The sequence below is a fragment of the Pseudomonas sp. AM8 genome (assembly GCF_036346475.1).
GTDB classification, from domain to species: domain Bacteria; phylum Pseudomonadota; class Gammaproteobacteria; order Pseudomonadales; family Pseudomonadaceae; genus Aquipseudomonas; species Aquipseudomonas marginalis.
Map to the genome: position 1 here is coordinate 251,238 of NZ_JAOTNX010000006.1, position 26,157 is coordinate 277,394.

The 26,157-nt window shown below is 61.5% G+C and carries 26 protein-coding genes; 17 read left to right on the forward strand and 9 right to left on the reverse strand.

Annotated elements, in window-relative coordinates; all coding sequences use genetic code 11:
- Nucleotides 1-141 precede the first annotated feature (141 nt).
- Entirely contained in the window at nt 142-1,566 is a 1,425-nt protein-coding gene (aspA, locus tag V3W40_RS16790; protein WP_025854459.1) for an aspartate ammonia-lyase, read from the reverse strand.
- Nucleotides 1,567-1,748: 182 nt separating this feature from the next.
- Here aspA and V3W40_RS16795 point away from each other — a divergent pair, with 182 nt between their 5' ends.
- The 5 genes from V3W40_RS16795 to V3W40_RS16815 all read left to right on the forward strand — a co-directional run bounded on the left by V3W40_RS16795 (nt 1,749) and on the right by V3W40_RS16815 (nt 5,473).
- Complete coding sequence (locus V3W40_RS16795; protein WP_065926753.1) at nt 1,749-2,657, forward strand: LysR substrate-binding domain-containing protein; 909 nt, start codon at nt 1,749-1,751, stop codon at nt 2,655-2,657.
- A 263-nt stretch (nt 2,658-2,920) separates the two neighbouring features.
- A complete protein-coding gene (purE, locus tag V3W40_RS16800; protein WP_003176980.1) occupies nt 2,921-3,412 on the forward strand; it encodes a 5-(carboxyamino)imidazole ribonucleotide mutase in 492 nt (163 codons plus the stop codon).
- An 11-nt stretch (nt 3,413-3,423) separates the two neighbouring features.
- A complete protein-coding gene (locus V3W40_RS16805; protein WP_065926752.1) occupies nt 3,424-4,509 on the forward strand; it encodes a 5-(carboxyamino)imidazole ribonucleotide synthase in 1,086 nt (361 codons plus the stop codon).
- Between the two features lie 104 nt (nt 4,510-4,613).
- Entirely contained in the window at nt 4,614-4,859 is a 246-nt protein-coding gene (locus V3W40_RS16810; protein ID WP_065926751.1) for a GlsB/YeaQ/YmgE family stress response membrane protein, read from the forward strand.
- 77 nt (nt 4,860-4,936) lie between these two features.
- Entirely contained in the window at nt 4,937-5,473 is a 537-nt protein-coding gene (locus V3W40_RS16815; protein WP_027608241.1) for a DUF3299 domain-containing protein, read from the forward strand.
- 57 nt (nt 5,474-5,530) lie between these two features.
- Here the strand turns inward: V3W40_RS16815 and V3W40_RS16820 are convergent, their stop codons facing one another.
- Nucleotides 5,531-6,430: a D-hexose-6-phosphate mutarotase gene (locus V3W40_RS16820; protein WP_065926750.1), complete on the reverse strand. Its 900-nt coding sequence runs from the start codon at nt 6,428-6,430 to the stop codon at nt 5,531-5,533.
- 57 nt (nt 6,431-6,487) lie between these two features.
- A complete protein-coding gene (locus V3W40_RS16825) occupies nt 6,488-6,892 on the reverse strand; it encodes an acyl-CoA thioesterase (protein WP_003176975.1) in 405 nt (134 codons plus the stop codon).
- 409 nt (nt 6,893-7,301) lie between these two features.
- Between V3W40_RS16825 and V3W40_RS16830 the strand changes: the two genes are divergently transcribed.
- The 8 genes from V3W40_RS16830 to V3W40_RS16865 all read left to right on the forward strand — a co-directional run bounded on the left by V3W40_RS16830 (nt 7,302) and on the right by V3W40_RS16865 (nt 17,582).
- Nucleotides 7,302-8,591, forward strand: coding sequence for an MFS transporter (locus tag V3W40_RS16830; protein WP_027608244.1), 1,290 nt, complete (start codon nt 7,302-7,304; stop codon nt 8,589-8,591).
- Nucleotides 8,592-8,858: 267 nt separating this feature from the next.
- Complete coding sequence (locus V3W40_RS16835; RefSeq protein WP_016978637.1) at nt 8,859-9,845, forward strand: phosphate ABC transporter substrate-binding protein PstS; 987 nt, start codon at nt 8,859-8,861, stop codon at nt 9,843-9,845.
- A gap of 384 nt (nt 9,846-10,229) precedes the next feature.
- Complete coding sequence (locus V3W40_RS16840) at nt 10,230-12,263, forward strand: ABC transporter permease subunit (protein WP_174562752.1); 2,034 nt, start codon at nt 10,230-10,232, stop codon at nt 12,261-12,263.
- A gap of 15 nt (nt 12,264-12,278) precedes the next feature.
- A complete protein-coding gene (gene pstA, locus V3W40_RS16845) occupies nt 12,279-13,949 on the forward strand; it encodes a phosphate ABC transporter permease PstA (RefSeq protein ID WP_027608246.1) in 1,671 nt (556 codons plus the stop codon).
- Between the two features lie 133 nt (nt 13,950-14,082).
- Nucleotides 14,083-14,916 carry a phosphate ABC transporter ATP-binding protein PstB gene (gene pstB, locus V3W40_RS16850; protein WP_027608247.1) on the forward strand — a complete coding sequence of 278 codons (834 nt, stop codon included), beginning with the start codon at nt 14,083-14,085 and terminating at the stop codon, nt 14,914-14,916.
- A gap of 70 nt (nt 14,917-14,986) precedes the next feature.
- Nucleotides 14,987-15,748 (forward strand): phosphate signaling complex protein PhoU, encoded by a 762-nt coding sequence (phoU, locus tag V3W40_RS16855; RefSeq protein ID WP_027608248.1) that lies wholly within the window; start codon nt 14,987-14,989, stop codon nt 15,746-15,748.
- A 168-nt stretch (nt 15,749-15,916) separates the two neighbouring features.
- A complete protein-coding gene (locus V3W40_RS16860) occupies nt 15,917-16,828 on the forward strand; it encodes a response regulator (RefSeq protein WP_027608249.1) in 912 nt (303 codons plus the stop codon).
- Between the two features lie 82 nt (nt 16,829-16,910).
- Complete coding sequence (locus V3W40_RS16865; protein WP_065926746.1) at nt 16,911-17,582, forward strand: peptidoglycan DD-metalloendopeptidase family protein; 672 nt, start codon at nt 16,911-16,913, stop codon at nt 17,580-17,582.
- Nucleotides 17,583-17,585: 3 nt separating this feature from the next.
- Here the strand turns inward: V3W40_RS16865 and V3W40_RS16870 are convergent, their stop codons facing one another.
- The 3 genes from V3W40_RS16870 to phoB all read right to left on the reverse strand — a co-directional run bounded on the left by V3W40_RS16870 (nt 17,586) and on the right by phoB (nt 21,312).
- Nucleotides 17,586-18,926 carry a hemolysin family protein gene (locus tag V3W40_RS16870; protein ID WP_027608251.1) on the reverse strand — a complete coding sequence of 447 codons (1,341 nt, stop codon included), beginning with the start codon at nt 18,924-18,926 and terminating at the stop codon, nt 17,586-17,588.
- 270 nt (nt 18,927-19,196) lie between these two features.
- Nucleotides 19,197-20,519, reverse strand: coding sequence for a phosphate regulon sensor histidine kinase PhoR (gene phoR / locus V3W40_RS16875; RefSeq protein WP_065946489.1), 1,323 nt, complete (start codon nt 20,517-20,519; stop codon nt 19,197-19,199).
- Between the two features lie 103 nt (nt 20,520-20,622).
- Nucleotides 20,623-21,312, reverse strand: a complete 690-nt coding sequence (gene phoB, locus V3W40_RS16880; protein WP_003176964.1) for a phosphate regulon transcriptional regulator PhoB — start codon at nt 21,310-21,312, stop codon at nt 20,623-20,625.
- Nucleotides 21,313-21,467: 155 nt separating this feature from the next.
- On the opposite strand from phoB, the gene V3W40_RS16885 reads away from it, so the two are divergent.
- The gene (locus V3W40_RS16885; protein ID WP_027608253.1) at nt 21,468-21,845 is read left to right on the forward strand and encodes a COG4315 family predicted lipoprotein; all 378 of its coding nucleotides are present in this window, start codon (nt 21,468-21,470) and stop codon (nt 21,843-21,845) included.
- A 120-nt stretch (nt 21,846-21,965) separates the two neighbouring features.
- Here the strand turns inward: V3W40_RS16885 and ubiA are convergent, their stop codons facing one another.
- Together ubiA and V3W40_RS16895 are read right to left on the reverse strand one after the other, a co-directional pair.
- Nucleotides 21,966-22,856, reverse strand: a complete 891-nt coding sequence (gene ubiA / locus V3W40_RS16890) for a 4-hydroxybenzoate octaprenyltransferase (protein WP_065926743.1) — start codon at nt 22,854-22,856, stop codon at nt 21,966-21,968.
- On the reverse strand, nt 22,856-23,419 hold the full coding sequence (locus tag V3W40_RS16895; protein ID WP_330215378.1) for a chorismate--pyruvate lyase family protein: 564 nt from the start codon (nt 23,417-23,419) through the stop codon (nt 22,856-22,858). Before V3W40_RS16895 ends, ubiA begins: the two co-directional genes overlap by 1 nt.
- Before the next feature lie 197 nt (nt 23,420-23,616).
- Between V3W40_RS16895 and V3W40_RS16900 the strand changes: the two genes are divergently transcribed.
- The 3 genes from V3W40_RS16900 (at nt 23,617) to V3W40_RS16910 (ending at nt 25,436) form a co-directional block, all read left to right on the forward strand.
- A complete protein-coding gene (locus V3W40_RS16900) occupies nt 23,617-23,784 on the forward strand; it encodes a rubredoxin (RefSeq protein ID WP_003213373.1) in 168 nt (55 codons plus the stop codon).
- Nucleotides 23,785-23,820: 36 nt separating this feature from the next.
- Nucleotides 23,821-24,969: an NAD(P)/FAD-dependent oxidoreductase gene (locus V3W40_RS16905; RefSeq protein ID WP_065946490.1), complete on the forward strand. Its 1,149-nt coding sequence runs from the start codon at nt 23,821-23,823 to the stop codon at nt 24,967-24,969.
- A gap of 191 nt (nt 24,970-25,160) precedes the next feature.
- Complete coding sequence (locus V3W40_RS16910) at nt 25,161-25,436, forward strand: HU family DNA-binding protein (RefSeq protein ID WP_003213368.1); 276 nt, start codon at nt 25,161-25,163, stop codon at nt 25,434-25,436.
- Between the two features lie 105 nt (nt 25,437-25,541).
- Here the strand turns inward: V3W40_RS16910 and V3W40_RS16915 are convergent, their stop codons facing one another.
- Nucleotides 25,542-26,129: a hypothetical protein gene (locus tag V3W40_RS16915; protein ID WP_065926740.1), complete on the reverse strand. Its 588-nt coding sequence runs from the start codon at nt 26,127-26,129 to the stop codon at nt 25,542-25,544.
- Nucleotides 26,130-26,157: the final 28 nt, after the last annotated feature.

The following is a 26,157-nucleotide window of genomic DNA, read 5'->3' on the forward strand; positions in this document are numbered from 1 at the left end:
GGACGGTTGCGGTCTCCTTGCGTTTTTCGCGAGCAAGCTCGCTCCTACAAGCAAAAAAAAGGGCCTGAAGAACGAGCCTTCAGGCCCTCAAAAGGTGAGAGGTGTCTAGTCCCTCAACCTGGTGAGCGGTGCAACAAACGCTTAGGCCTTCAACGGGACCAGGCGTGGGGCAATCATGTTTTCGGGGCGCAGGATGTCGTCGAGCATGGCGTCGTCGAGCAAGCCTTCTTCGCGCACCAGTTCCAGCACGCCGCGGCCGCTTTCGAGGGCGATACGCGCAATGCGGGTGGCGTTTTCATAGCCGATGTACGGGTTCAGCGCGGTGACCAGGCCGATGGAGTGTTCCACCAGTTCGCGGCAGCGGGCTTCGTTGGCGGTGATGCCGACGATGCAGTGCTCGCGCAGCATGTCCATGGCGCGTTGCAGCAGGCGGATCGAGTCGAAGATCTTGAAGGCGATCAGCGGCTCCATCACGTTCAGTTGCAGCTGGCCGCCTTCGGCCGCCATCGTCAGAGCCAGGTCGTTACCGATGACTTGGAACGCGACTTGGTTGACGGCTTCCGGGATCACCGGGTTGACCTTGCCGGGCATGATCGAGCTGCCTGGCTGGCGCGCCGGCAGGTTGATCTCGTTGATGCCGGTACGTGGGCCGCTGGACAGCAGGCGCAGGTCGTTGCAGATCTTCGACAGTTTCACCGCGGTACGCTTGAGCATGCCGGAGAACAGTACGAAGGCGCCCATGTCGGAGGTGGCTTCGATCAGGTCGGCAGCCGGGACCACTGGCTGGCCGCTGATAACGGCCAGGCGTTGTACGGCCAGGGCCTGGTAGCGCGGGTCGGCGTTGATGCCGGTACCGATGGCGGTGCCGCCCAGGTTCACTTCGGTCAGCAGTTCTGGCGCCAGGGTTTTCAGGCGGGCCAGGTCTTCACCGAGGGTGGTGGCGAAGGCGCGGAATTCCTGGCCGAGGGTCATCGGCACGGCGTCCTGCAATTGGGTGCGGCCCATTTTCAGCACGTGGCTGAATTCGACGCCCTTGGCGGCGAATGCCTGGATCAGACTGTCGAGGCTGGCCAGCAGCGCGTCGTGGCCCAACAGCAGGCCCAGGCGGATCGCGGTCGGGTAGGCGTCGTTGGTCGACTGCGCCATGTTCACGTCGTTGTTGGGGTGCAGGTACTGGTATTCGCCCTTGTTGTGGCCCATGGCCTCCAACGCGATGTTGGCGATGACTTCGTTGGCATTCATGTTGGTTGAAGTGCCGGCGCCGCCTTGAATCATGTCCACCACGAATTCTTCGTGGAAATCGCCGCGGATCAGGCGGGCACAGGCTTCGCTGATGGCCGCGTGCTTGGCTTCGCTGAGCTGGCCCAACTCGCGGTTGGCATCAGCCGCCGCTTGCTTGACCATTGCCAGGCCGACCACCAATTTCGGGTAATGCGAAATCGGAACGCCCGAGAGGCGGAAGTTATTCACCGCTCGCAGGGTCTGGATGCCGTAATACGCTTGGGCAGGTACTTCGAGTACGCCAAGCAGGTCTTTTTCTGTGCGGAATGATGCAGCGGAGGACATGACGGAAATCATCTCGATATGGACCCGGAACAGGCCGGAACGCTGCGAATGCTAGGCCTGTAGGAAATTTTGGGCCAATGCTGTTAAACACTGGCCTATGCATAAACGGCATAATGTGAGTGTGACCCGGCTATCATGGCGGGCGTGTGTGCCAAAATGGTGCGTATCCGTGGGAGGCAGTGATGAACCTTGAGAGCAAATGGCTGGAAGACTTCAGCGCCCTGGCGGCGACTCGCAGCTTTTCCCAGGCGGCGGAGCGGCGCTTTGTCACCCAGCCGGCGTTCAGCCGACGTATCCGCAGCCTTGAGGCCGCATTGGGCCTGACCCTGGTCAACCGCTCGCGCACGCCGGTTGAGCTGACGGCGGCGGGGCAGTTGTTCCTGGTCACCGCGCGTACCGTGGTCGAGCAGCTCGGCGAAGTGCTGCGCCATTTGCATCACCTGGAAGGCGGGCAGGGCGAAGTCATGCAAGTGGCCGCTGCCCACTCCCTGGCGTTGGGTTTCTTCCCGCGCTGGATCGCACAACTGCGCAACGACGGCCTGAACATCGCCACGCGGCTGGTTGCCACCAACGTCGGTGACGCCGTGCACGCCCTGCGCGAAGGCGGTTGCGATTTGATGCTGGCCTTCTACGACCCGGATGCGGCCATGCAGATGGACGCCGAAATCTTCCCCTCACTGCACCTGGGCAACACCGAAATGCTCCCGGTATGCGCGGCCGACGCCGACGGCAAGCCGCTGTTCGACCTCGAAGGAGAGGGCAGTGTGCCGCTGCTGGCCTACAGCGCCGGGGCGTTCCTCGGCCGTTCCGTGCACCTGTTGCTGCGCCAGCGCGCGCTGCGCTTTACCACGGTGTACGAAACCGCCATGGCCGACAGCCTCAAAAGCATGGCCCTGGAAGGCCTGGGCATCGCCTGGGTGCCGCAACTGAGCGTGCGTGCCGAACTGGCCCGCGGTGAGTTGGTGGTCTGCGGCGGGCCGCAATGGCATGTGCCGCTGGAAATTCGTCTGTATCGCTGCGCGCTGGTGCGCAAGGCGAATGTGCGGTTGTTGTGGCGCAAGTTGGAAGGTGGCGCGGCGCAAAGTACCTGAGCCTAATCTCGGGCCGAGTGCAGGGCAAATGTGGGAGGGGGCTTGTGGTGATTTGGCTGACTTGAAAGTCAATAAAACCGCCACTTTGCCCCGCTAGACAGATGGTCATCCCAGGGGCTGTTTATCTGGATTATTACGGTATACTGCGCGGCCTTCGGCCGGTCCAACCGGCCACATTTCGTACAACAAGCCACGCCGGATTTCCCGCGTGGCTTGTTGTTTTTTGACGCGCCTGCGGGCGCCCAGAGAGAAGAGGCACGACGATGAGTGCATTGGTTGGCGTGATCATGGGCTCCAAGTCCGATTGGTCCACCCTTAGCCACACCGCCGATATGCTGGAAAAACTCGGCATTCCGTATGAAGTGAAAGTGGTCTCTGCCCACCGCACCCCGGATTTGCTGTTCCAGTATGCCGATGAAGCAGAATCCCGTGGCATCGAGGTGATCATCGCCGGTGCCGGCGGTGCGGCACACCTGCCGGGCATGTGTGCGGCCAAGACCCACCTGCCGGTGCTTGGCGTACCCGTGCAGTCGGCAATGCTCTCGGGCGTGGATTCGCTGTTGTCCATCGTGCAGATGCCGGCCGGTATCCCGGTGGCCACCCTGGCGATCGGCAAGGCCGGCGCGATCAACGCAGCCCTGCTGTCCGCCAGCATCCTGGGCGCCAAGCACCCGCAGTTCCACGCGGTGCTGAAGAAATTCCGCGCCGAGCAGACAGACAGCGTGCTGGACAATCCAGACCCACGTATCGCCTGAGGGTGTTGACGATGAAAATCGGTGTAATCGGTGGCGGCCAACTGGGCCGTATGCTGGCCTTGGCGGGCACCCCGCTGGGGATGAACTTCGCTTTCCTGGATCCTGCGCCGGACGCCTGTGCGGCAGCCTTGGGTGAACACCTGCGCGCTGACTACAGCGACCCGGACCACCTGCGCCAACTGGCCGACGAAGTCGACCTGGTGACGTTCGAGTTTGAAAGCGTCCCGGCCGAAACCGTGGCCTTCCTGTCGCAGTTCGTACCGGTGTACCCGAGCGCCGAAGCCTTGCGCATTGCCCGTGACCGCTGGTTCGAGAAGAGCATGTTCAAGGACCTCGGCATTCCGACCCCAGCCTTCGCCGATATCCAGTCCCAGGCGGACCTGGACGCCGCCGTCGCCAGCATTGGCCTGCCAGCCGTGCTGAAAACCCGCACCCTGGGCTACGACGGCAAGGGCCAGAAAGTCCTGCGCACCGCCGCCGATGTGGTCGGCACCTTTGCCGAACTGGGCAGCGTGGCCTGCCTGCTGGAAGGCTTCGTGCCCTTCACCGGCGAAGTCTCGTTGATCGCCGTGCGTGCCCGTGATGGCGAGACCCGCTTCTACCCGTTGGTGCACAACACCCACGACAGCGGCATCCTCAAGCTGTCCGTGGCCAGCACCGATCACCCGTTGCAGGCCCTGGCCGAAGACTATTCCAGCCGCGTGCTCAAGCAGCTGGATTACGTCGGTGTGATGGCGTTCGAGTTCTTTGAAGTCGACGGCGGCCTCAAGGCCAACGAAATCGCCCCGCGTGTGCATAACTCCGGGCACTGGACCACCGAAGGCGCCGAGTGCAGCCAGTTCGAAAACCACCTGCGCGCTGTCGCGGGCTTGCCATTGGGCTCCACGGCCAAGGTCGGTGAGAGCGCGATGCTCAACTTTATCGGCGTGGTACCGCCGGTGGAGCGCGTGATCGCCATCCAAGACTGCCACCTGCATCACTACGGCAAGGCCTTCAAGGCCGGGCGCAAGGTCGGCCACGCCAACCTGCGCTGCAAGGACCGCGCAACGCTGCAAGCGCAGATCCTCAAGGTCGAAGCGCTGATCGCCGAGCAATAACCCGGGGATCGGCGGGAACCATTGGTTATCGCCGTCCTCTGATTGCAGGATGCCAAAGCCTGTCTAGGCTTTGGCATAGCTCACTTCATTCAGAGGGAAATGCCATGGGTATCATCGGAACCATCTTTATCGGCTTGATCGTCGGCCTGTTGGCGCGTTTCCTCAAGCCCGGCGACGACAGCATGGGCTGGATCATGACCATCCTGCTGGGTATCGCCGGTTCCCTGGCCGCGACCTACGGTGGCCAGGCACTGGGTATCTACCAGGCGGGTCAAGGCGCAGGCTTTATCGGCGCACTGGTCGGCGCCATTGTGCTGCTGGTGCTCTACGGCCTGATCAAAAAGAAGTAATCAGCCGACAAAGTCCTCTGCGCTGCGCAGGCGCAGAGGGCTAGAATGCTCGCCACTTGTACTTGCCGAGCCTCTCCATGCGCCGTCTCCTGTTGACTCTCCTTCTGCTGGGCTCTGGCCTGGCCCACGCCGGTGAATTGCCGGAAACCGACTGGCTCGACCTGATGCCGCTGTCGGACCAGAAGGCCCTCGAGGCCATGCCCGAGATCGACCACAACTCCCCCGAAGCCCAAGGCACGTTCACCGACAAAGGTGGCCTGAAGCAGAGCAAAGGCTTGCCGGCGGTGATGTATTCGACCAAGACCGTGGCTGCCATGAACGGCAGGAACATCCGCATCGGCGGCTACCCGGTGCCGTTGGAAACCGACGCCAAAGGCCGCAGCACCCTGTTCTTCCTGGTGCCATACCCGGGCGCCTGCATCCACGTGCCGCCACCGCCGCCTAACCAGTTGGTGCTGGTGCGTTATCCCAAGGGTTTGAAGCTGGATGATATCTACACGCCGCTGTGGGTGACCGGCACGTTGAAGGTGGAGACGGTGAATAACGATTTGGCCGACGCCGCCTATGCGCTGGATGCGGGCAAGGTGCGGGTCGTAAAGGAATCCGATCTATAAGCTTACGCTGAACCCAATGTGGGGGGCGGTGTGCCCCTCCCACATTTTCGATTGGGTTTACAGGGCGATAGCGGTGATGCTCACGCCCAGCGTGTGGCTTTCACCTGGGGCCAGGCTCACCACATCATCCAGCACATTCGCCGTCTCGATGCACAGCATGCCCTGCCAGCCATCATCGGCCATGTCGTCGAAGGCTTTGGCGCGTTCGGTCCAGGGGTTCCAGATCACGGTGGATTTCGAGCCTTGGCTGGTGAGCTGGATGCGACGCTGCCAGTCCTGATCGAGGATGCTCAGCGACGGGGGCGTATCGAGGTAGATGCGGTCGGTCTCGGCAGTGAAGTGCAGCAGGCCGGACTGGGTTTTCTCGCTCCAGCCATCGGCGGTATCGATGTATACCGAGCCGTCCAGGCCTTCGACCTGCACGTTGCGTACGTCGCTCACGGCGAAATAGGTGTGCAGCGCCTGGCTGAGCGTGACAGTGTCGTTGCCACGGTTGTGGCTGGTCAGGCGGATGTGCAGTTGGTTGTCCAGCAGCAGGCTCAGGCTCAGGTCGACCTGATGGGGCCAGCCGGGGAAGCCGCCTGCAGGAACCGGTAGTTGCAGGTCCACCCGCAGCGCTTCACCTTCAAGGGTGGTCCCGGCCAATGCCCAGGTCGCGGTACGCACGAAACCGTGAGCGCCCGCAGGCTGATCACTTTGGCGCATCGCCTTTACGCTGGGCGGGTTGCGGTCGAACACCCCAAACCAGGGCCAGCACACCGGGACGCCGGTACGAATGCCCTTGCCCTTCTTGAACACCGCCTCAGGGTTCGGCCAGATCAGCGGCTGCTCGCCTTCGCGGCCGTAACTGAAGATATGCGCGCCCTGCTGGGCGATCATCAGTTCGGCGCCGTTATGGCGGATGCGCCAGCAGTCCAGTTCGTCGACTTTCACGGTCTCAACGTGGGGCGTAGGCATAACAGGCACTCTCAATGGCAGGCAATGGGGCAATTGACCGTCAAAACCCCGCGAGGTTTAACGCGCGCGCGATGGCACCGAGCGTGTGCGGCCGCTGCCATCGATAGCGACGAACACAAACACCGCCTCGGTGACCTTGCGCCATTCGCTGGACAGCGGGTCGTCGCTCCACACTTCGACCATCATCTGGATCGAGCTGCGGCCGATTTCCAGGGCCTGGGTATAGAAGGACAATTGCGCGCCCACTGCCACCGGCACCAGGAACGCCATGCGGTCAATGGCCACGGTGGCCACACGCCCGCCCGCGACCTTGCTGGCCATGGCGGTACCGGCGAGGTCCATCTGCGCGACCAGCCAGCCGCCGAAAATATCGCCAAAACCGTTGGTTTCACGCGGGAGCGCGGTGATTTGCAGGGCGAGATCGCCTTGCGGGATAGGATCTTCTTGTTCGAGTTCGATCATGCCGGGGGGCCTCTGACCCGTGACGCTTTTATAGGTGGAGCAAGGTGGATAGCCGACTGTTAGAAAAACGTTTCAGCACAAACATACTCCGTTCGATACGTTTCTCGTAAGGCGTGCTAAAGGGAAACTCTGCCAAATCGGCTGGATGGCACCCAACGGCGTTTTGGCGCAGCAGCCCCTCAAGCCTGGGGTTCTTGCGCTTGCAAGGGCCGAGTATATCGAGACCCTGGCGCCACGACGACCTCCCGACGCTCATTTGGTCGGTAAATAGCCGCTGTATCGCGGCTTTTGCGCGCAACTGTTCTCCTGGCGCTGTGCTTTTACAAGCGATTTGCTATCTTGCCAGACCCGCCGCCAGTCCCGGGCGTGCCGTCCTTATCAAGCTGACTACTATAAGAGAAGCCTTGCCATGTCCTCCGTGCCCGCAAGCAGTGCGCAACCGTCGCGCCCGCTGACCCGCAACGACTACAAAACCCTGTCGCTGTCTGCCTTGGGCGGGGCGCTGGAGTTTTATGACTTCATCATTTTCGTGTTTTTCGCCACCGTGGTCGGAAAACTGTTCTTCCCTGTCGATATGCCCGAATGGCTGCGCATGATGCAGACCTTCGGGATCTTCGCCGCCGGTTACCTGGCACGCCCGCTGGGCGGCATCATCATGGCGCACTTCGGTGACCTGCTGGGCCGCAAGAAGATGTTCACCCTGAGCATCTTCATGATGGCGGTGCCGACCCTGATCATGGGCCTGCTGCCGACCTACGCGCAGATCGGCCTGTGGGCGCCGGTCCTGTTGCTGTTGATGCGCATCATCCAGGGCGCAGCGATTGGCGGTGAAGTCCCCGGCGCCTGGGTGTTCGTCTCCGAACACGTACCGCCGCGCCATATCGGCTACGCCTGCGGCACCCTGACCAGCGGCCTGACCGCCGGGATCCTGCTGGGCTCGCTGGTCGCTACCGCGATCAACACTATTTACAGCCCTGAGCAGGTCTCGGATTACGCCTGGCGCATTCCGTTCCTGCTCGGTGGCGTGTTCGGCCTGCTGTCGGTGTACCTGCGCCGCTGGTTGCATGAAACGCCGATCTTCGCCGAGATGCAGCAACGCAAGACCCTGGCCGCCGAGCTGCCATTGCGTGCCGTATTACGTGACCACCGCGGCGCCATCGTGTTGTCGATGCTGCTGACCTGGCTGCTGTCGGCCGGCGTCGTGGTGGTCATCCTGATGACCCCGACCGTGCTGCAGACCATCTACCACTTCAGCCCGACTGTTGCGCTGCAGGCCAATAGCCTGGCCATCGTGACTTTGAGCCTTGGCTGCATTGCCTCCGGCGCCCTGGCTGACCGTTTTGGTGCCGGGCGTGTACTGGTAAGCGGTTGCGCATTGCTGCTGGCGACTTCCTGGACGCTGTACCACAGCCTCATGACCCACCCGGACTGGCTGTTCCCGCTGTACGCCTTGACCGGCCTGTTCGTCGGCACCATTGGCGTGGTGCCTTACGTGATGGTGAAAGCCTTCCCGCCCGTGGTGCGCTTCAGTGGCCTGTCGTTTTCCTACAACGTCGCCTACGCCGTGTTCGGCGGGCTGACGCCGCTGGCGGTGTCGCTGCTGATGAAGGAAAGCCCGATGGGCCCGGCTTACTACGTGGCTGTCCTGTGTGTGATGGGGATGGTGGTGGGTGGATATCTGTGGAAGCGCGGGCGGTAACCCCGTTTAGCGCTTTTACCGGTAACCATGTGGCGAGGGAGCAAGTTCCCTCGCCACATGTCTTGCGTTTTATAACAATTACAGCTTGTTTCCAAGAAGTCGCTTAGTCGCTCTAACCTCCTCGTACGTCCCGACCTTCTCTCCTTTTGTTGTGTGATCTCCAATGCTGGCCTTTCATCCAATTGTCATATTTCAGACATAGAGTGTTCACACGGCCTCTCGATACTTGGCCCCGATCCAACTATCCCTATCTGCTAGGAGCAAGGCATGAAACTGAAACGTTTGATGGCGGCAATGACTTTTGTCGCTGCTGGCGTTGCGACCGCCAACGCGGTGGCCGCAGGTGTTGATCCGGCAATCCCGGCTTACGTCAAGACCACTGGTGTGTCGGGCAACTTGTCCAGCGTCGGTTCCGATACCCTGGCCAACCTGATGACCCTGTGGGCCGAGGGTTACAAAAAGGAATATCCGAACGTCAACATCCAGATTCAAGCTGCCGGCTCCGCCACCGCGCCACCTGCGTTGACTGAAGGCACCTCCAACCTGGGCCCGATGAGCCGCAAGATGAAGGACACCGAACTGGCGGCCTTCGAGCAGAAGTACGGCTACAAGCCAACCGCTATCCCGGTTGCCGTGGATGCCCTGGCCGTGTTCGTGCACAAGGACAACCCGATCCAGCACCTGACCATGGAACAAGTCGACGCGATCTTCTCCTCGACTCGCCTGTGTGGTGGCAAAGCCGATGTGAAAACCTGGGGTGACCTGGGTGTGACCGGCGACCTGGCCAACAAGCCAGTGCAACTGTTCGGCCGTAACTCGGTATCCGGCACCTACGGCTACTTCAAGGAAGAAGCCCTGTGTAAAGGCGACTACAAGCCTAACGTGAACGAACAACCCGGCTCGGCTTCGGTCGTGCAGTCGATCAGCTCTTCGCTGAACGGCATCGGTTACTCGGGCATCGGCTACAAGACCGCCAGTGTGAAGACCGTGGCCCTGGCCAAGAAAGGCAGCACTGACTTCATCGAAGACAGCGAAGAAAACGCCCTGAACGGCAAATACCCGCTGTCGCGTTTCCTCTACGTTTACGTCAACAAAGCCCCGAACAAGCCTCTGGCCCCGCTGGAAGCCGAGTTCGTGAAACTGGTTCTGTCCAAACAGGGCCAGGAAGTTGTCGTCAAGGACGGCTACATCCCACTGCCAGCCAAGGTTGCCGCCAAGGCCCTGGCTGACCTGGGTCTGAAAGAAGGCAACTGATTGCCTCTGCGGGGCCGGAATACCGGCCCCGCATCCGAATTTTCTAGTCCGCTGCCAGCCCTGCTTCGCGGCGGATTTGTTGCGTCACTGCACTGTCATCTTTCTGTCATACAGGATCGCTAGGGTGTGCGCATGAATGATCTGGCCAATTCCACCATGACGACAACTTCTCCCCCCAAGCGCATTGATTTCAATACGCCTGAGCTGCAACGCAAGCGCCGTATTCGCGCGCTCAAGGATCGCCTGACCCGTTGGTATGTGCTGGTGGGCGGCCTCGCCGTTCTGGGTGCGATCACCCTGATTTTCTTTTTCCTCGCCTACGTGGTCGCGCCACTGTTCCAAGGCGCCTCGCTGACCAAGGAAGACGCACTGACGCCCGCCTGGATGCAGGACGCCGGCAAGCCGTTGTTGATCTCCCTGGAAGAGCAGAACCAGGTCGCCATGCGGGTTTCCGACAAGGGCCAGGCGCTGTTCTTTGACGTCACGAGCGGTGCCGAACTCAAGCGTGTCGACCTGCCGCTTGCGCCCGGCGTGAGCGTGGCTTCCATCGGTGAAGACCAGCCGGGCAGCCCGCTGGTGATCCTCGGTTTGTCCAATGGCCAGTCTCTGGTGTTCCGTCACACCTATAAGGTGTCGTACCCGGACGGCAAGAAGACCATCACGCCTGCGATTGAATACCCCTACGGTGAAACGCCGATCGTGCTCGACGATGCCGGCCGCCCGTTGGAGCATGTCGCCCTCAACGCCACCGATTCGTCGCTGGTGGTGGCAGGCTCGGCCGGTTCGCACTTGAACGTGCTGACCCTGAGCCGCGAAGAAAACATGATGACCGGTGAAGTCACCAGCGAGCAGAAGCGTGTCGAGCTGCCGCAAATGACCGAGCCGGTGAAGGCGATCTTCATCGATCCGCGCCAGCAATGGCTGTACGTGATCAACGGCCGCGCCCTGGCGGATGTGTTCAGCCTGCGCGACAAGAGCCTCAACGGTCGCTACAAATTACTGGAAGATGGCACTGCCGAAGTCACCGCCAGCACCCAGTTGGTGGGCGGCATCTCGCTGATCGTCGGTAACTCCAAAGGCGGCCTGGCCCAGTGGTTCATGGCCCGTGACCCGGATGGCGAGCAGCGCTTCAAGCAGATCCGTACCTTCCAGATGGGCACCGCGCCCATCGTGGAAATCACCGCCGAAGAGCGGCGCAAAGGCTTTACCGCCCTCGACGCTTCCGGCAAGTTCGGCGTGTTCCACAGCACCGCCCACCGCACCCTGCTGGTGGATCCGGTGGTCGACGGCCAGGGCGTGTTTGGTATGTCGCCGCGCGCCAACCGCGTGATCGTCGAAGCCGGCGGCAAGCTGCAGCCGCTGCTGCTGGACAACCCGCACCCGGAAGTGTCCTGGAGCGCGTTGTGGAGCAAGGTCTGGTACGAAAACTACGACGAACCTAAGTACGTCTGGCAATCGACCGCCGCCAACACCGACTTCGAACCCAAGATGAGCCTGGCGCCATTGACCTTCGGTACGCTGAAGGCGGCGTTCTACGCCATGCTGCTGGCGGCGCCACTGGCCGTTGCCGCGGCGATCTACACCGCTTACTTCATGGCCCCGAGCCTGCGCCGCAAGGTCAAGCCGGTGATCGAACTGATGGAAGCCATGCCGACGGTGATCCTCGGCTTCTTCGCCGGCCTGTTCCTGGCGCCGTATGTCGAAGGGCATCTGCCGGGGATCTTCAGCCTGCTGATGCTGTTGCCGATTGGCATCCTGGTGGCCGGGTTTGTCTTCAGTCGCCTGCCCGAGTCGATTCGCCTGCGGGTTCCCGACGGTTGGGAAAGCGCAATCCTGATCCCGGTGATCCTGTTCGTGGGCTGGCTCTCGCTGTACATGAGTCCGTACCTGGAAACCTGGTTCTTCGGCGGCGACATGCGCATGTGGATCTCCCACGACCTGGGCATTACCTACGACCAGCGCAACGCCCTGGTGGTCGGCCTGGCCATGGGCTTTGCGGTGATCCCGAACATCTACTCCATCGCCGAAGACGCCGTGTTCAGCGTACCGCGCGGCCTGACCCTGGGTTCCCTGGCCCTGGGCGCCACGCCGTGGCAGACCATGACCCGCGTGGTGATCCTGACCGCCAGCCCGGGCATCTTCTCGGCGCTGATGATCGGCATGGGCCGCGCCGTGGGCGAGACCATGATCGTGCTGATGGCCACCGGCAACACGCCGGTGATGGAGATGAACCTGTTCGAAGGCCTGCGCACCCTGGCGGCCAACGTCGCGGTGGAAATGCCCGAGTCGGAAGTCGGCGGCAGTCACTACCGCGTGCTGTTCCTCTCGGCGCTGGTGCTGCTGCTGTTCACCTTCATCATGAACACCCTCGCCGAGCTGATTCGTCAGCGTCTGCGCAAGAAATACTCGTCGCTTTAAGAAAGGTAGAAGTCTGTGAAACAGAACTCCCTGAATGGATGGTTCAAGAGCGGCGCTCCCGGCGTCTGGATCAGCGGTGGCGCGGTGTCCATCGCGGTCATCATGACCATTGGTTTGCTGGCCGTGATTGCCGTGCGTGGCCTGGGCCACTTCTGGCCGGCCGACCTGATCCAGGCCAACTACAACGTGCCGGGCCAGGAAAACCATATCGTCATCGGCGAAGTGGTGCAGAAAGAAGAAGTGCCGCGCGAGCGCCTGAAAAGCGCGGGCCTGCCGGTGCCCGATGCGGGCCCTGAATTCATGACCCGCGAGCTGATCAAGGTCGGCAACCGCGATCTGAACGGCAACGACTTCACCTGGATTGTCGGCGAATGGTTGAAGGACCAGAGCACGCCGAAGAACCTGATGACCATCGAACGTCGTGAGTGGGGCAACTTCTACGGCACCCTGGTCAACGTCAAGCAGGATGGCAAGGTCATCGCTGAAGGCGAGGCCGCGTGGCCGGAGCTGCAAGCCCGCGTGGACCGCGTGAACAAGCTGGCGGCCCAGCTCAAGACCCTGGAGAAGTCCGACATCGGCGCGATCAACGCCGGCCTTGAGCGCATCCGCCTGCATGGCCGCAAACTGGAGCTGGAAGGCAAGCTCGACGCGGCCGCCCAGGCCGACATGGAGGCCGACCGCGCCGAGCTGAACGCTCGCTACCAGGACATCGAAGCGCGCCTGGCCGACCTGCACGCCCAGTTCAACCGTGACGCCTTGACCGCTCGCGATGGCAACGGCAAGGAAATTGAAATCGGCATCGGCAAGGTGGTGCACGCCTACCAGCCGAACGCCATGGGGACCGTGACCAAGATCGGTTTCTACGTCAGCAAGGTGTGGGAATTCCTCAGTGATGACCCGCGGGAGGCCAACACCGAAGGCGGGATCTTCCCGGCGATCTTCGGTACCGTGATGATGACCCTGATCATGGCGATGATCGTGACCCCGTTCGGCGTGCTGGCGGCGGTGTACCTGCGTGAATACGCCAAGCAGAACACCCTGACGCGCATCATCCGCATCGCCGTGAACAACCTGGCGGGTGTACCGGCCATCGTCTACGGCGTGTTCGGCCTGGGTTTCTTCGTGTATGTATTGGGTGGCTCGGTCGACCGTCTGTTCTTCGCCGAAGCGCTGCCGGCACCGACCTTCGGTACACCGGGCCTGCTCTGGGCCTCGCTGACCCTGGCGCTGCTGGCGGTACCGGTGGTGATCGTGGCCACCGAAGAAGGCCTGGCACGGATTCCGCGTACGGTGCGTGAAGGCTCCCTGGCGCTGGGCGCGACCAAGGCGGAAACGCTGTGGAAGATCGTGCTGCCGATGGCCAGCCCGGCGATGATGACCGGCATGATCCTCGCCGTGGCCCGCGCCGCCGGTGAAGTGGCGCCGCTGATGCTGGTCGGCGTGGTGAAACTCGCCCCGTCGCTGCCGCTGGACGGCAACTACCCGTACCTGCACCTGGACCAGAAGATCATGCACCTGGGCTTCCATATCTATGACGTCGGCTTTCAGAGCCCTAACGTCGAGGCCGCACGGCCGCTGGTGTACGCCACCGCCTTGCTGCTGGTGCTGGTGATCGCCACGCTCAACCTGTCGGCGGTGTGGATTCGTAACCACCTGCGCGAGAAGTACAAGGCGTTGGACAGCTGATCTGAATTGAACGCGGACTTATTTGTGGGAGGGGGCTTGCTCCCGATTGCGGTGTGCCAGCCAGCACACATGTTCCTGATGCACCGCTATCGGGGGCAAGCCCCCTCCCACACAACAGCACAGGGAGCATCCCATGCAACACGACACCCATTCCCACGGCATCAACATGTCTGCCCTGGGTCGCGACAAACAGAGCCTGAGCCTGGCCCAGGAAACCGTGGCCATCGAAGTACCGGGCCTGAGCCTGTATTACGGTGACAAGCAGGCACTGTTCGACGTTAGCATGAACATCCCCAAGCAGCGCGTGACCGCCTTTATCGGCCCGTCGGGCTGCGGCAAGTCCACGCTGCTGCGTACCTTCAACCGCATGAACGACCTGGTGGACGGTTGCCGCGTGGACGGGGCCATCAACCTCTACGGCACCAACATCTACCGCAAGGGCGAAGACGTGGCCGAACTGCGTCGCCGTGTGGGCATGGTGTTCCAGAAGCCTAACCCGTTCCCCAAGACCATCTACGAAAACGTGGTCTACGGCCTGCGCATCCAGGGCATCAACAAGAAGCGCATCCTCGACGAAGCCGTTGAGTGGGCCCTTAAAGGCGCGGCGCTGTGGGACGAGGTCAAGGACCGCCTGCACGAATCGGCACTCGGCCTGTCCGGCGGCCAGCAGCAACGTCTGGTGATCGCGCGCACCATCGCCGTGGAGCCGGAAGTGCTGCTGCTCGACGAACCGTGCTCGGCACTCGACCCGATCTCGACGCTGAAAGTCGAAGAACTGATCTACGAGCTCAAGTCCAAGTTCACCATCGTTATCGTGACCCACAACATGCAACAGGCGGCGCGGGTTTCCGACTACACCGCGTTCATGTACATGGGCAAGCTGGTGGAGTTCGGCGATACCGACACCCTGTTCACCAATCCGGCGAAGAAGCAGACCGAAGACTACATCACCGGTCGCTACGGCTAGGAAGCTGTGGTTCTGATTGCACTGACGCTGCGGTTCTCCGCACCTTACCGGACGCTCCAAGGACGCCAACATGATTAGCAAAGAAGGCCTTACCCACCACATCTCCGCGCAGTTCAACGCCGAGCTCGAGGAGGTGCGCAGCCACCTCCTGGCGATGGGCGGGCTGGTGGAGAAGCAAGTCAACGATGCCGTTACTGCGCTGATCGAGGCCGACTCGGGCCTGGCCCAGCAAGTGCGCGAGATCGACGACCAGATCAACCAGATGGAACGCAACATTGACGAAGAATGCCTGCGCATTCTCGCCCGTCGCCAGCCGGCAGCATCCGACCTGCGCCTGATCATCAGCATTTCCAAGTCGGTGATCGACCTCGAGCGGATCGGCGACGAAGCCACCAAGATTGCCCGCCGTGCCATCCAGCTGTGCGAAGAGGGTGAAGCGCCGCGCGGTTATGTCGAAGTGCGTCATATCGGCGACCAGGTGCGCAACATGGTACGGGATGCCCTGGATGCCTTTGCGCGCTTTGACGCCGAGCTGGCATTGTCGGTAGCGCAGTACGACAAGGTCATCGACCGAGAATACAAGACCGCCCTGCGTGAGCTGGCCACCTACATGATGGAAGACCCGCGCTCTATCTCGCGGGTCTTGAGCATCATCTGGGTGTTGCGCTCCCTGGAGCGGATCGGTGATCACGCGCGCAATATCTCGGAACTGGTGATCTATCTGGTGCGCGGTACCGACGTACGGCACATGGGTCTCAAGCGCATGAAGGCCGAAGTTGAGGGTTCAGCCGATCAAATCCCTAATGTTCCGGGCGAACCTGACGATAAGTAAGGTTGCCCGAGAAATTAACGCCCGGCCTCTGGTCGGGCGTTTTCGTTTGTGGCGCCTGAATTTTTTGCGAATCGGGTAAAAGAAAGTCCGAACGTGACTACAGAGTTTTGGCAAAATGCCATTAGTCAGGCGTTTTGCGTGCCGAAGTTTTTATAGGATGAAGGGTCGATGAGTAAAGTCAGTGTATTGGTGGTGGATGACGCCTCGTTTATCCGCGACCTGGTGAAGAAGTGCCTGCGCAACTACTTCCCCGGGATCAAGCTTGAAGATGCGGTAAACGGCAAGAAGGCCCAGACCATCCTGATGCGCGAGAGCTTCGACCTGGTGCTGTGCGACTGGGAAATGCCGGAGATGTCCGGCCTGGAGCTGTTGACCTGGTGCCGTGAGCAACCGCACCTCAAGGCCATGCCGTTTGTGATGGTGACCAGCCGTGGCGACAAAGAGAACGTGGTCCAGGCGATCCAGGCCGGGGTTTCCGGTTACGTCAGCAAACCGTTCACCAACGAGCAACTGCTGAACAAGGTCAAGCAAGCCCTGCACAAGGTCGGTCGCCTCGACGCCCTGGTCGCCAGCGCGCCGACCAAGATGAACTCGGCCTTCGGCAATGATTCCCTGAGTGCCCTGACCGGTGGCAAGCCTGAAGCCGTACGTGCAGCCCCCGTTGCGGCGGCTGCGTCTGCGCCAAGCAAAGGCCTGCTTAACAACGCCCCGCCGGTCCAAGCGCCAGGCGCTGCACCCACTGGCGGCCGTGGCCAGGGCCAGTTGCGCCTGTCCAGCGGCACCCAGCAATGCGTGATCAAGGCGCTGAGCATCAAGGAGGCGCTGCTGGTGGTGCGTCGCGGTGAGGTCCTGCCTCAGGTACTGGAAAGTGCCGTGCTCGACCTGGAACAGGGCGACAACGCCGAGGTGGCGCGTCTCAACGGCTACCTGCACGCCATCGTCGCCTTCGAACCCAAGCCGGACAGTGACTGGCTGCAACTGACCTTCCGCTTTATCGACCAGGATGCGCAGAAGCTCGACTACATCTCCCGCCTGATTGCGCGCGGTACGGCGCAGAAGCATTTTGTGCCGGGGGCCTGACTTTCAGTCCGAAGGGGCGTGCCCCGGGATTGTCATGATCCCTTGCTAGTTTGCTGTTCATTCACTCCGGCAGGTTCGCGCCATGCTCCTTCGCCTTTTGCTGTCCTGCATGTTGGCCTTGGTCGCCAATTCGACCCAGGCCATGACCCTGTACAAATCCACCGATGCCAACGGCATGGTGTTTTTCAGCGATCGGCAAACCCCCGGCGCCCAGGCGTTCGTGATCCAGGAACGTAGGGTCGAGCGCGTACAGCCGCCGGTACTCTACAGGCCAAAACCCGTTTACCCGCAACAAGCCTACCGTTACCCCTTGCCCTGGCGTGGCGGTCCGTTCCGCCTGACCCAAGGCCCCAACGGCAGTTTCAGCCACACCGACGCCAAAAGCCGCTACGCCATGGACATCGCCATGCCCGAAGGCACGCCGATCATCGCGGCACGCAGCGGTGTGGTGGTGAAAATCGAGAATAGCCAGATCGGACGCGGCAACGATGCGTCAGGCAATTTCGTGCGCGTGCAGCACGATGACGGCACCCAGGGTGTGTACCTGCACCTCAAGCAAGGCTCGGTGAGTGTCAGGCCGGGGCAGCGTGTGGCGGTGGGCAGCGCGCTGGGGTTGTCGGGCAATACCGGCAACAGCAGCGGGCCGCATCTGCACTTTGTGGTGCAACAGAGTACCGCGGCCGGGCTGGTGTCGATTCCTTACGAATTCAACCAGCCGGTCGGGACATTGCCCAATTTTGCATTGGGCAATTGAGGGTCAATCCAGCAGCAGGACCTTGGCCAGCACGATCTTCGGCCCTTTCATCTTCTTGATGATGATCCGCAAGCCTTCAACCTCCAGCACTTCTTCCTCTTCCGGCACGCGCTTGAGGGTGTCGTAGATCAGCCCTGCCAGGGTTTCGGCCTCGATGTGGTCCAGGTCGACGCCCAGCAGGCGTTCCACCTTGAACAGCGGCGTATCGCCCCGTACCAGCAGTTTGCCAGGCTGGTAGGCGAGGATGCCGCGCTCGGCCTTGCGGTGTTCGTCCTGGATATCGCCCACCAGCACTTCCAGCACGTCTTCCATGGTCAGGTAGCCGATGATCTTGCCGTCGGCTTCTTCCACCAGGGCAAAGTGCGCGCCGCCTTTGCGGAACTGCTCCAGCAACTGCGACAACGGCATGTGCCGCGACACACGTTCCAGCGGGCGGGTCAGCTCGGCCAGGTTGAACGATTCGGGGATGTGGTCCAGGGCCGCCAGTTCCAGCAGCAGGTCCTTGATGTGCAAAAGCCCGACAAACTCGTTGCGCACCGCGTCATACACCGGATAGCGGCTGAATTTATGGCGACGGAACAGCGCGAGGATTTCCTTGAGCGGGGCGTTGAAGTCCAGGGTCACCAGGTCTTCACGGGAGTTGGCCCAATCCACCACTTCCAGCTCGCCCATCTCCACGGCCGAGGCCAGTACGCGCATGCCTTGGTCGCTCGGGTCCTGGCCACGGCTGGAGTGCAGGATCAGCTTGAGCTCTTCGCGGCTGTAATGGTGCTCGTGGTGCGGGCCGGGCTCGCCTTGGCCGGCGATGCGCAGGATCGCGTTGGCGCTGGCGTTGAGCAGGTAGATCGCCGGGTACATGGCCCAGTAGAACAGGTACAGCGGCACCGCCGTCCACAGTGACAGCAGTTCGGGCTTGCGAATGGCCCAGGACTTGGGCGCCAGTTCACCGACCACGATGTGCAGGTAGGAAATCACGAAGAACGCGGCAAAGAACGACACGCCCTTGATCACTTCCGGCGATTCGACGCCTGCGGCGCCCAGCAGCGGTTCGAGGATGTGCGCGAATGCCGGCTCACCGACCCAGCCCAGGCCCAGGGAGGCCAGGGTGATACCCAGCTGGCAGGCCGACAGGTAGGCGTCGAGCTGGCTGTGCACGGTACGCAGGATCTGCCCGCGCCAGCCGTTGGTGTGGGCGATGGCCTCGACCCGGGTCGAGCGCAGCTTGACCATGGCAAATTCCGCCGCAACGAAAAAACCGTTGAGCAGTACCAGGATTAGAGCAAAAAGAATCATGCCGAAATCGGCGAAGAGTGTGGCGAGGGTGATACCAGGGGAAGGGTCCATGATTGGGTTTTGCAGGTTCCGTGTGTTCAATAAGGGGTGACAGAAGGGCCTGAAAGGCAGGCGCAAGTCGGCCAATGTAGCGGCTGACGGGGCGCTTGCCTAGTGGTTGCTGCCGGGTGGGGCCTGGAATGCCTTATTCGAAACAGCACAATTCCAATTGTGGGAGGGGCCTTGCTCCCGAGAGCAGTGTGTCAGTCAGCATATCTGATACTGATGCACCGCCATCGGGAGCAAGCCCCCTCCCACATTTAGTTTTGTGCTGTGTTTGAGTTATTCGTCATTTCCGACGAGCCGCGAACGGGTCATCTGCGCGGGTGGAAAATGGCAGGTGAATGTACTGCCATGTCCCAGCACGCTGCTGATTTCCAGGCGTGCACGGTGGCGCAGCAGCACATGCTTGACAATGGCCAGGCCCAGCCCCGTGCCGCCGGTGTTGGAGTTGCGGCTGGAATCGACGCGGTAGAAACGCTCGGTCAGGCGCGGCAGATGCTTGGCGTCGATGCCGATGCCAGAGTCCTGCACGCTCAGGTGTGCGCCTTGCTCGTCGGCCCACCAGCGAATGCGGATAGTGCCCTTGTCCTGGGTGTACTTCACCGCGTTGAACACCAGGTTGGAGAACGCGCTGCGCAATTCGCCCTCGCTGCCTTTGAGCAACACCTGCGGGTCGGCATCCAGGCTGATCTGCTGCCCGCGCTCGCCCGACAGGGCCTTGGCGTCATTCTTGATGGTCTGCAACAGGCTCTGGACGGCTACCGGTTGGTTGTCCGACGGATAATCCGTGGCCTCGAGCTTGGCCAGCAACAGCAAGTCGTTGAGCAGGGTCTGCATGCGTGAACCCTGCTGCTGCATTTGCTGCAGGGCACGGCTCCAGCGCGGGTTGATCTCCTCGACGTTGTCCAGCAGCGTCTCCAGGTAGCCGCAGATCACCGTCAAGGGCGTGCGCAGTTCGTGGGAGACGTTGGCAACGAAGTCTTTGCGCATCTGCTCCAGCTGATGGATGCGGGTTACGTCGCGCACCAGCATCAGGTGTTCGTTGTTGCCGTAGCGGGTCAGGTACAACTGGATACGCACACGGTCGTTGGTGGGCGAGGGGATTTCCAGGGCTTCTTCGTAGTTGTCCTGCTCGAAGTATTCCTTGAAGCGCGGGTGACGCACCAGGTTGGTTACCGGCTGGCCGCTGTCCTGGGGCGTCTTGAGGCCCAGCAGGGTCTCGGCGGCGCGGTTCCACCACTCCAGGTTGCCGTCGCTGTCGAGCATGATCACCGCGTCCTTGAGCGCAGCGGTGGACTCCTGCACCCGGTCGATCACGGCTTGCAGGCGCCCGCGTACCCGTTGGTCGCGGCGTTGCAGGTGGTAGATGCTGTCGAACACCTCACCCCACAGGCCGTAACCATCGGGCGGTGCTTCGTCGGGTTTGTGCTGGCGCAGCCATTCATGCAGGCGCAGCAATTGCTTGAGGGTCCAGCCCAGGTACAGGCCGATACCGATGGCCAGGCTCCAGCCGTAATAGCCGCTGACCAGGCCGACCAACAAGCAGGCGGTGATCAACAGGAGCATGTGGCGGATCAGGGTGCCATGCCAGTTTTGGTTCATGGAGCGTCCTTCGGAGCAGCTTTAAGTTTCAAGCTGCAAGCTTCAAGTCAGAGCGAGGCGGCTTTTTTCTTGCGGCTTGTAGCTGATCACTTGCAGCTAGGTTTCAACCTTTGGTTGAAAACCGGTAGCCAGTGCCGCGCACGGTTTGTACCAGATTCTCGTAGGCATCGCCCAAGGCTTTGCGCAGGCGACGGATATGCACGTCGACGGTGCGCTCCTCGACATACACGTTGCCGCCCCACACCTGGTCCAGCAACTGGCCACGGGTATAGGCACGCTCCTGGTGGGTCATGAAGAACTGCAGCAGGCGGTATTCGGTCGGGCCCATCTCGGCCGGCTTGCCGTCGATGGTTACGCGGTGGCTGATCGGGTCCAGCAGCAGGCCACCGACTTCGATAGGTGCTTCGCCATCGGTCGGGCCGGCACGGCGCAGCACGGCTTTCAGGCGCGCTACCAGTTCCCGTGGGGAAAACGGCTTGGTGATGTAGTCATCGGCGCCGACTTCCAGGCCCTGGATCTTATTGTCTTCTTCGCCCTTGGCGGTGAGCATGATGATCGGGATATCCCCGGTCAGCTCATCGCGCTTGAGGCGGCGGGCCAGTTCGATGCCGGAGGTGCCGGGCAGCATCCAGTCCAGCAGGATCAGGTCCGGCTTGCGGTCGACGATAATGGCATGGGCCTGCTGGGAGTTCTCCGCCTCCAGGCAGTCATAGCCGGCCATTTCCAACGCAACGGCGATCATCTCGCGGATGGGCGCTTCGTCGTCAACAATCAGAATGCTCCTGCCAACCATGCTCGAAAATCCTCTTGTCATTTAACTGTCTTGCGCCGCATTAGATAACGGAATTATTGCAGTCGTGTGACAGTAATTTAGTCGCTTGGGCAATTCGGGGCACTCTGGACTACGCTTTGGGTCCGAATCCTGACAACCACAAAAGGAAGGTTCCGATGACTCACAGTACTTTTTCTTGGAAGGCCCTGCTGGTCACGGCGGCGTTGACGCTCCCGACACTGGCATTCGCGGCGGAGCCGGCGATGACCCAGAACGGTCTGTTAGTGGATCACAGTGGGAAGACCCTTTACACCTTCGACAAGGACGCCGATGGCAAGTCAGTGTGCAAGGACCAGTGCGCGACCAACTGGCCGCCGCTGAAAGCAGAGTCTACCGACAAATCAATGGGCGATTGGACCGTGATCACCCGTGATGACCAGACCAGTCAATGGGCCTACAAGGGCAAACCTGTCTACACCTACAAGGATGACCACAAGGCCGGTGACAAGAGCGGTGATGGCAAGGGTGGGGCATGGCATGTGATCAAGCCCTGATTTCGCGGTGCTGCTGAAACCATCGGGGGCAAGCCCCCTCCCACCTTTTGATGTGTGAACACATTCAAATGTGGGAGGGGGCTTGCCCCCGATGAGGCCCGACCAGGCACTGCAAAAACCTCAGCGAAACGCGTAATCCGCCACAATCCCGACAAAAATCGCCAACCCGGCCCAGTGGTTGTGCAAAAACGCCTTGAAGCACTTCATCCGGTCCCTGTCGCGGGTGTACCAGAACTCCCAGGCAAAGCAGCCTGCCGCCGCCAGCAGCCCCAGGTGGAACCAACTCCCCAGCTCAAACCGTGCGCCGGCCAGCAACAGGCACAGCAGCGCCAGGCCTTGCAGGGTCAGGATGATCACCCGGTCGGCATCGCCGAACAGGATGGCAGTGGATTTGACGCCGATCTTCAAGTCGTCGTCGCGGTCGGTCATCGCGTAATAGGTGTCGTAGGCCACTGTCCACAACAGGTTGGCTATATAGAGCAGCCAGGCGGTAGCGGGCAGGTGGCCGGTTTCGGCGGTGAACGCCATCGGCATGCCCCAGGAAAACGCCGCGCCCAACACCACCTGGGGGTAATAGGTGTAGCGCTTCATGAACGGGTAGCTGACCGCCAGTGCCAGGCCGCCCAGCGATAACCAGATGGTGGTGGCGTTGGTCAGCAGTACCAGCAGGAAGCTGATCAGCATCAGTACCGCAAAGAACACCAGGGCCTCTTTCGAACGAATCCTGCCGCTGGCCAGCGGGCGTTGCGCGGTGCGCTTCACATGGCCGTCGACCTTGCGGTCCGCCCAGTCATTGATGACGCAACCGGCAGCGCGAGTCAGCGTAACGCCCAGCACAAAAATCACGATATTGGCCAGGGACGGCGAGCCCTTGCCGGCGATCCACAGCGCCCACAGCGTCGGCCACAGCAGCAGGTAGATGCCGATGGGCTTGTCCATGCGGGTCAACTGAATGAAATCCCAGGCCCGGGGGTGCAGGCGGTTCAAGGATTTGAGCAGACGTTGATACATCAGCAGTTCTCCGGATGGTCATGCAGCGCGTGCCAGAAAGCCGGCAGGAAGACTTCCGCCACCAGCACGCTCAGCGGCCCGCGATCGAAGCGTGAGCGGCGCGCCCACAGCCCGTCGGCCTGGTCCGTGGTGGGCAACCATTGGCGAGGGTAATGGCACACCTCGATGGCCTGGCGGGTGAACGCGCGGTCGCAAAACAGCAATTCGCCCAAGGAACGGCTGCCCAATTCATCCATATGCAAGCCGTCGCCCTGCAATGCACTGCGCGCGGCCACACTGCGGGCAAACACCCACGGTTGGCCATGCCCGCGCAAATACACTTCGCGCACCCAACCGATACTGGCCGGGGGCATGTGCAGCGCCGCGCATTCATCATCGCGTAGCGGCTGCCAGCCTTCGAACAGCGGCGTCACGCTGAAGCCATCGTGGGACAGCCACGTCAACCGGCGGGTCAGCGAGCCTTCGTCGAACAGCCAGTTCAGGGTCAAGGGCGCGGGCGCAGGGCTCAGGAGGCTCTGGGTCAACCATTGGCAAGCATCGGGAAGGGCGATTGAGTGCGGCACGGTGCGTCAGTATTGGCGGCAAAAGAGGCGGCGAGCTTACCATGGCGTCCTGATCTTTTGCCGGCCCGGCCCGGCGCCTTGTGTCGATCGAGCTTGCATCTGTCGGCCCTGATCAGTACAAAACGCCCTGAGCCGCGCGGCAACGCTGGATCCATCGACCGCCGGCCAACCTGCCTGGACCCTGAGGAAGCAAGTAAATGAAGAAGTGGCAATGTGTAGTCTGCGGCCTGATCTATGACGAAAAAGACGGCTGGCCGGATGATGGTATCGCTCCGGGCACCCTGTGGCAGGACGTACCGGAAGACTGGCTGTGCCCGGACTGCGGCGTCGGCAAAATGGATTTCGAAATGATCGAAATCGGCTAATTTTCAGTTTCAGAGACGTACTACAAGGAGAACGGAATGAACGCACCTGTCGTGATCATCGGCACAGGGCTGGCCGGTTACAACGTGGCCCGGGAGTTTCGCAAGCTCGACAGCGAGACCCCATTGCTGCTGATCACCGCGGATGACGGGCGCTCCTACTCCAAGCCCATGCTCTCCACCGGCTTTGGCAAGAACAAGGAAGCCGATGGCCTGAGCATGGCCGAACCCGGCGCCATGGCCGAGCAACTCAAGGCCGAAGTGCGCACCCACACCCGTGTCAGCGGCATCGACCCCGGCCACAAGCGCCTGTGGATCGGTGAAGAAGCGGTGGTCTATCGTGATCTGGTCCTGGCCTGGGGCGCGGAGACCGTGCGGGTACCGGTTGAAGGCGACGCCGCTGAGCTGGTTTTCCCGATCAATGACCTCGAAGATTACGCCCGCTTTCGCGCCGCCGCGGCCGGCAAGCGCCGCGTGCTGCTGCTCGGCGCCGGCCTGATCGGCTGTGAATTCGCCAACGACCTGATCCTCGGCGGTTATGAAATCGACCTGGTGGCGCCGTGCGAGCAAGTCATGCCGACCCTGCTGCACCCGGCGGCGGCCGCAGCGGTACAGGCTGGCCTGGAAGGGCTGGGGGCGCGTTTCCACCTGGGCCCGGTGCTCAACCGCCTGCAACGCAGCGCTGACGGCCTGGAAGCGCATCTGTCGGACGGTGAAGTGGTGCACTGCGACCTGGTGGTCTCGGCCATCGGCCTGCGCCCGCGTGTCGACCTGGCCGCCGCCGCCGGTCTGCAGACCAACCGCGGGATCATGGTGGACCGCCACCTCAAGACCTCCCACGCCAATATCTACGCCCTGGGCGACTGCGCCGAGGTCGATGGCCTCAACCTGCTGTACGTCATGCCGCTGATGAGCTGCGCCCGTGCCCTGGCCCAGACCCTGGCCGGTAACGCCACGGCCGTCAGCTACGGTCCGATGCCGGTCACCGTGAAAACCCCGGTCTGCCCGCTGGTGGTATCCCCGCCGCCACGGGGCACCGAAGGGGTGTGGAGCGTCGAAGGCCAGGGCGCCGACATCAAGGCCCTGTGCCGCGACGCCAACGGTCGTCTGCTGGGTTACGCGCTGACCGGCAACGCCGTGATGGAAAAACTTGCCCTCAACAAAGAACTTCCGCCGTTGCTGGCGTAAATACCGGTCGTTCTGTCGGAATAAGCACGTTTTTCCCCCGAGAAAGGTCGCCGCGAGACTGGCGGAGCGTGCGAGGGCATGCCATCCTCACTCCCGTCTGCCGCAGAGTAGAGCCTGCGGCGCTTTGGGCGCTGCTCCACAGACGAGCAGCACGGACATAACAACAAAAAACCGTCAAAGAGGCTTCACATATGCGTAAACCAGAACTCGCAGCCGCCATCGCTGAAAAAGCGGATCTCACCAAAGAACAGGCCAACCGTGTCCTCAACGCCGTTCTCGAAGAAATCACCGGCGCCCTGCACCGCAAGGACAGCGTCACCCTGGTGGGCTTCGGCACCTTCCTGCAACGCCACCGTGGCGCCCGCACCGGCAAAAACCCGCAAACCGGTGAGCCTGTGAAGATCAAGGCGAGCAACACCGTTGCGTTCAAGCCGGGCAAGTCGCTCAAAGACAGCGTCAACCCGTAATTGCGGTACCGTCTCGAAGGGAGGCGGGGCGGTAAGAAGAATGGGCACGCCGACTGGGTTGGGTGCCCATTTTTTAATGCTTCAAATCACCTAAACACTGCTTGTTTATCTCAACGGCAAAGGCAGTCGTCGGGTCAAAGGCCTGAGGCTTTCACGATCGTTCCAGAGTCCCGGAAAGACTTCAAATTTCAAATCATCCCGGTTAACACCGGTATCGAAGTAGCGACACAGTCTGTCGGTGAGGTCCTCATCTCCCCACATGTTGGTCAACTCATACTTTTCGATAATGTCGCGACTGTCAGAAAGTTGCAGATCTTCCTTTAGTGCAGGTACCAGGCTGTAGTCAGCATCGCAGCCGATGCCGAGGTCAACAAGATCAGCATCTCGAAACGGAAAGCCGCCCTCAAAGCTGACGTGGGGCCTGAGCCAATAACGCTCATGATCCGAAAGGCTAAATGGTGTGACGGAAATTAGTTTTTCCGTTGCCAATCTCTGGGTCACCACCTTGCCGACAAAACCACTGAACAGGATCATACTGTTGTCCAGCGCAAGCTCGGTCCAAGCGCCGTCCACACTTCTCACATCGTAGAAGCGCATGACGGAGTTTTTGATCATCTGGCCTACGGTGTATAAGTCATCTCGCAATTTGAGGCTGACTAGATCGCCTTCCTTCCAGAGGATGCGCTTGGCCATGGGCTCACTCCATTTTCAATAGTCATTG

Coding starts and splice junctions, on each gene's coding strand:
- aspA (WP_025854459.1), bottom strand. CDS start 1,566: ATGTCCTCCGCTGCATCATTCCGCACAGAAAAAGACCTGCTTGGCGTA.
- V3W40_RS16795 (WP_065926753.1), top strand. CDS start 1,749: ATGAACCTTGAGAGCAAATGGCTGGAAGACTTCAGCGCCCTGGCGGCG.
- purE (WP_003176980.1), top strand. CDS start 2,921: ATGAGTGCATTGGTTGGCGTGATCATGGGCTCCAAGTCCGATTGGTCC.
- V3W40_RS16805 (WP_065926752.1), top strand. CDS start 3,424: ATGAAAATCGGTGTAATCGGTGGCGGCCAACTGGGCCGTATGCTGGCC.
- V3W40_RS16810 (WP_065926751.1), top strand. CDS start 4,614: ATGGGTATCATCGGAACCATCTTTATCGGCTTGATCGTCGGCCTGTTG.
- V3W40_RS16815 (WP_027608241.1), top strand. CDS start 4,937: ATGCGCCGTCTCCTGTTGACTCTCCTTCTGCTGGGCTCTGGCCTGGCC.
- V3W40_RS16820 (WP_065926750.1), bottom strand. CDS start 6,430: ATGCCTACGCCCCACGTTGAGACCGTGAAAGTCGACGAACTGGACTGC.
- V3W40_RS16825 (WP_003176975.1), bottom strand. CDS start 6,892: ATGATCGAACTCGAACAAGAAGATCCTATCCCGCAAGGCGATCTCGCC.
- V3W40_RS16830 (WP_027608244.1), top strand. CDS start 7,302: ATGTCCTCCGTGCCCGCAAGCAGTGCGCAACCGTCGCGCCCGCTGACC.
- V3W40_RS16835 (WP_016978637.1), top strand. CDS start 8,859: ATGAAACTGAAACGTTTGATGGCGGCAATGACTTTTGTCGCTGCTGGC.
- V3W40_RS16840 (WP_174562752.1), top strand. CDS start 10,230: ATGCAGGACGCCGGCAAGCCGTTGTTGATCTCCCTGGAAGAGCAGAAC.
- pstB (WP_027608247.1), top strand. CDS start 14,083: ATGCAACACGACACCCATTCCCACGGCATCAACATGTCTGCCCTGGGT.
- phoU (WP_027608248.1), top strand. CDS start 14,987: ATGATTAGCAAAGAAGGCCTTACCCACCACATCTCCGCGCAGTTCAAC.
- V3W40_RS16860 (WP_027608249.1), top strand. CDS start 15,917: ATGAGTAAAGTCAGTGTATTGGTGGTGGATGACGCCTCGTTTATCCGC.
- V3W40_RS16865 (WP_065926746.1), top strand. CDS start 16,911: ATGCTCCTTCGCCTTTTGCTGTCCTGCATGTTGGCCTTGGTCGCCAAT.
- V3W40_RS16870 (WP_027608251.1), bottom strand. CDS start 18,926: ATGGACCCTTCCCCTGGTATCACCCTCGCCACACTCTTCGCCGATTTC.
- phoR (WP_065946489.1), bottom strand. CDS start 20,519: ATGAACCAAAACTGGCATGGCACCCTGATCCGCCACATGCTCCTGTTG.
- phoB (WP_003176964.1), bottom strand. CDS start 21,312: ATGGTTGGCAGGAGCATTCTGATTGTTGACGACGAAGCGCCCATCCGC.
- V3W40_RS16885 (WP_027608253.1), top strand. CDS start 21,468: ATGACTCACAGTACTTTTTCTTGGAAGGCCCTGCTGGTCACGGCGGCG.
- ubiA (WP_065926743.1), bottom strand. CDS start 22,856: ATGTATCAACGTCTGCTCAAATCCTTGAACCGCCTGCACCCCCGGGCC.
- V3W40_RS16900 (WP_003213373.1), top strand. CDS start 23,617: ATGAAGAAGTGGCAATGTGTAGTCTGCGGCCTGATCTATGACGAAAAA.
- V3W40_RS16905 (WP_065946490.1), top strand. CDS start 23,821: ATGAACGCACCTGTCGTGATCATCGGCACAGGGCTGGCCGGTTACAAC.
- V3W40_RS16910 (WP_003213368.1), top strand. CDS start 25,161: ATGCGTAAACCAGAACTCGCAGCCGCCATCGCTGAAAAAGCGGATCTC.
- V3W40_RS16915 (WP_065926740.1), bottom strand. CDS start 26,129: ATGGCCAAGCGCATCCTCTGGAAGGAAGGCGATCTAGTCAGCCTCAAA.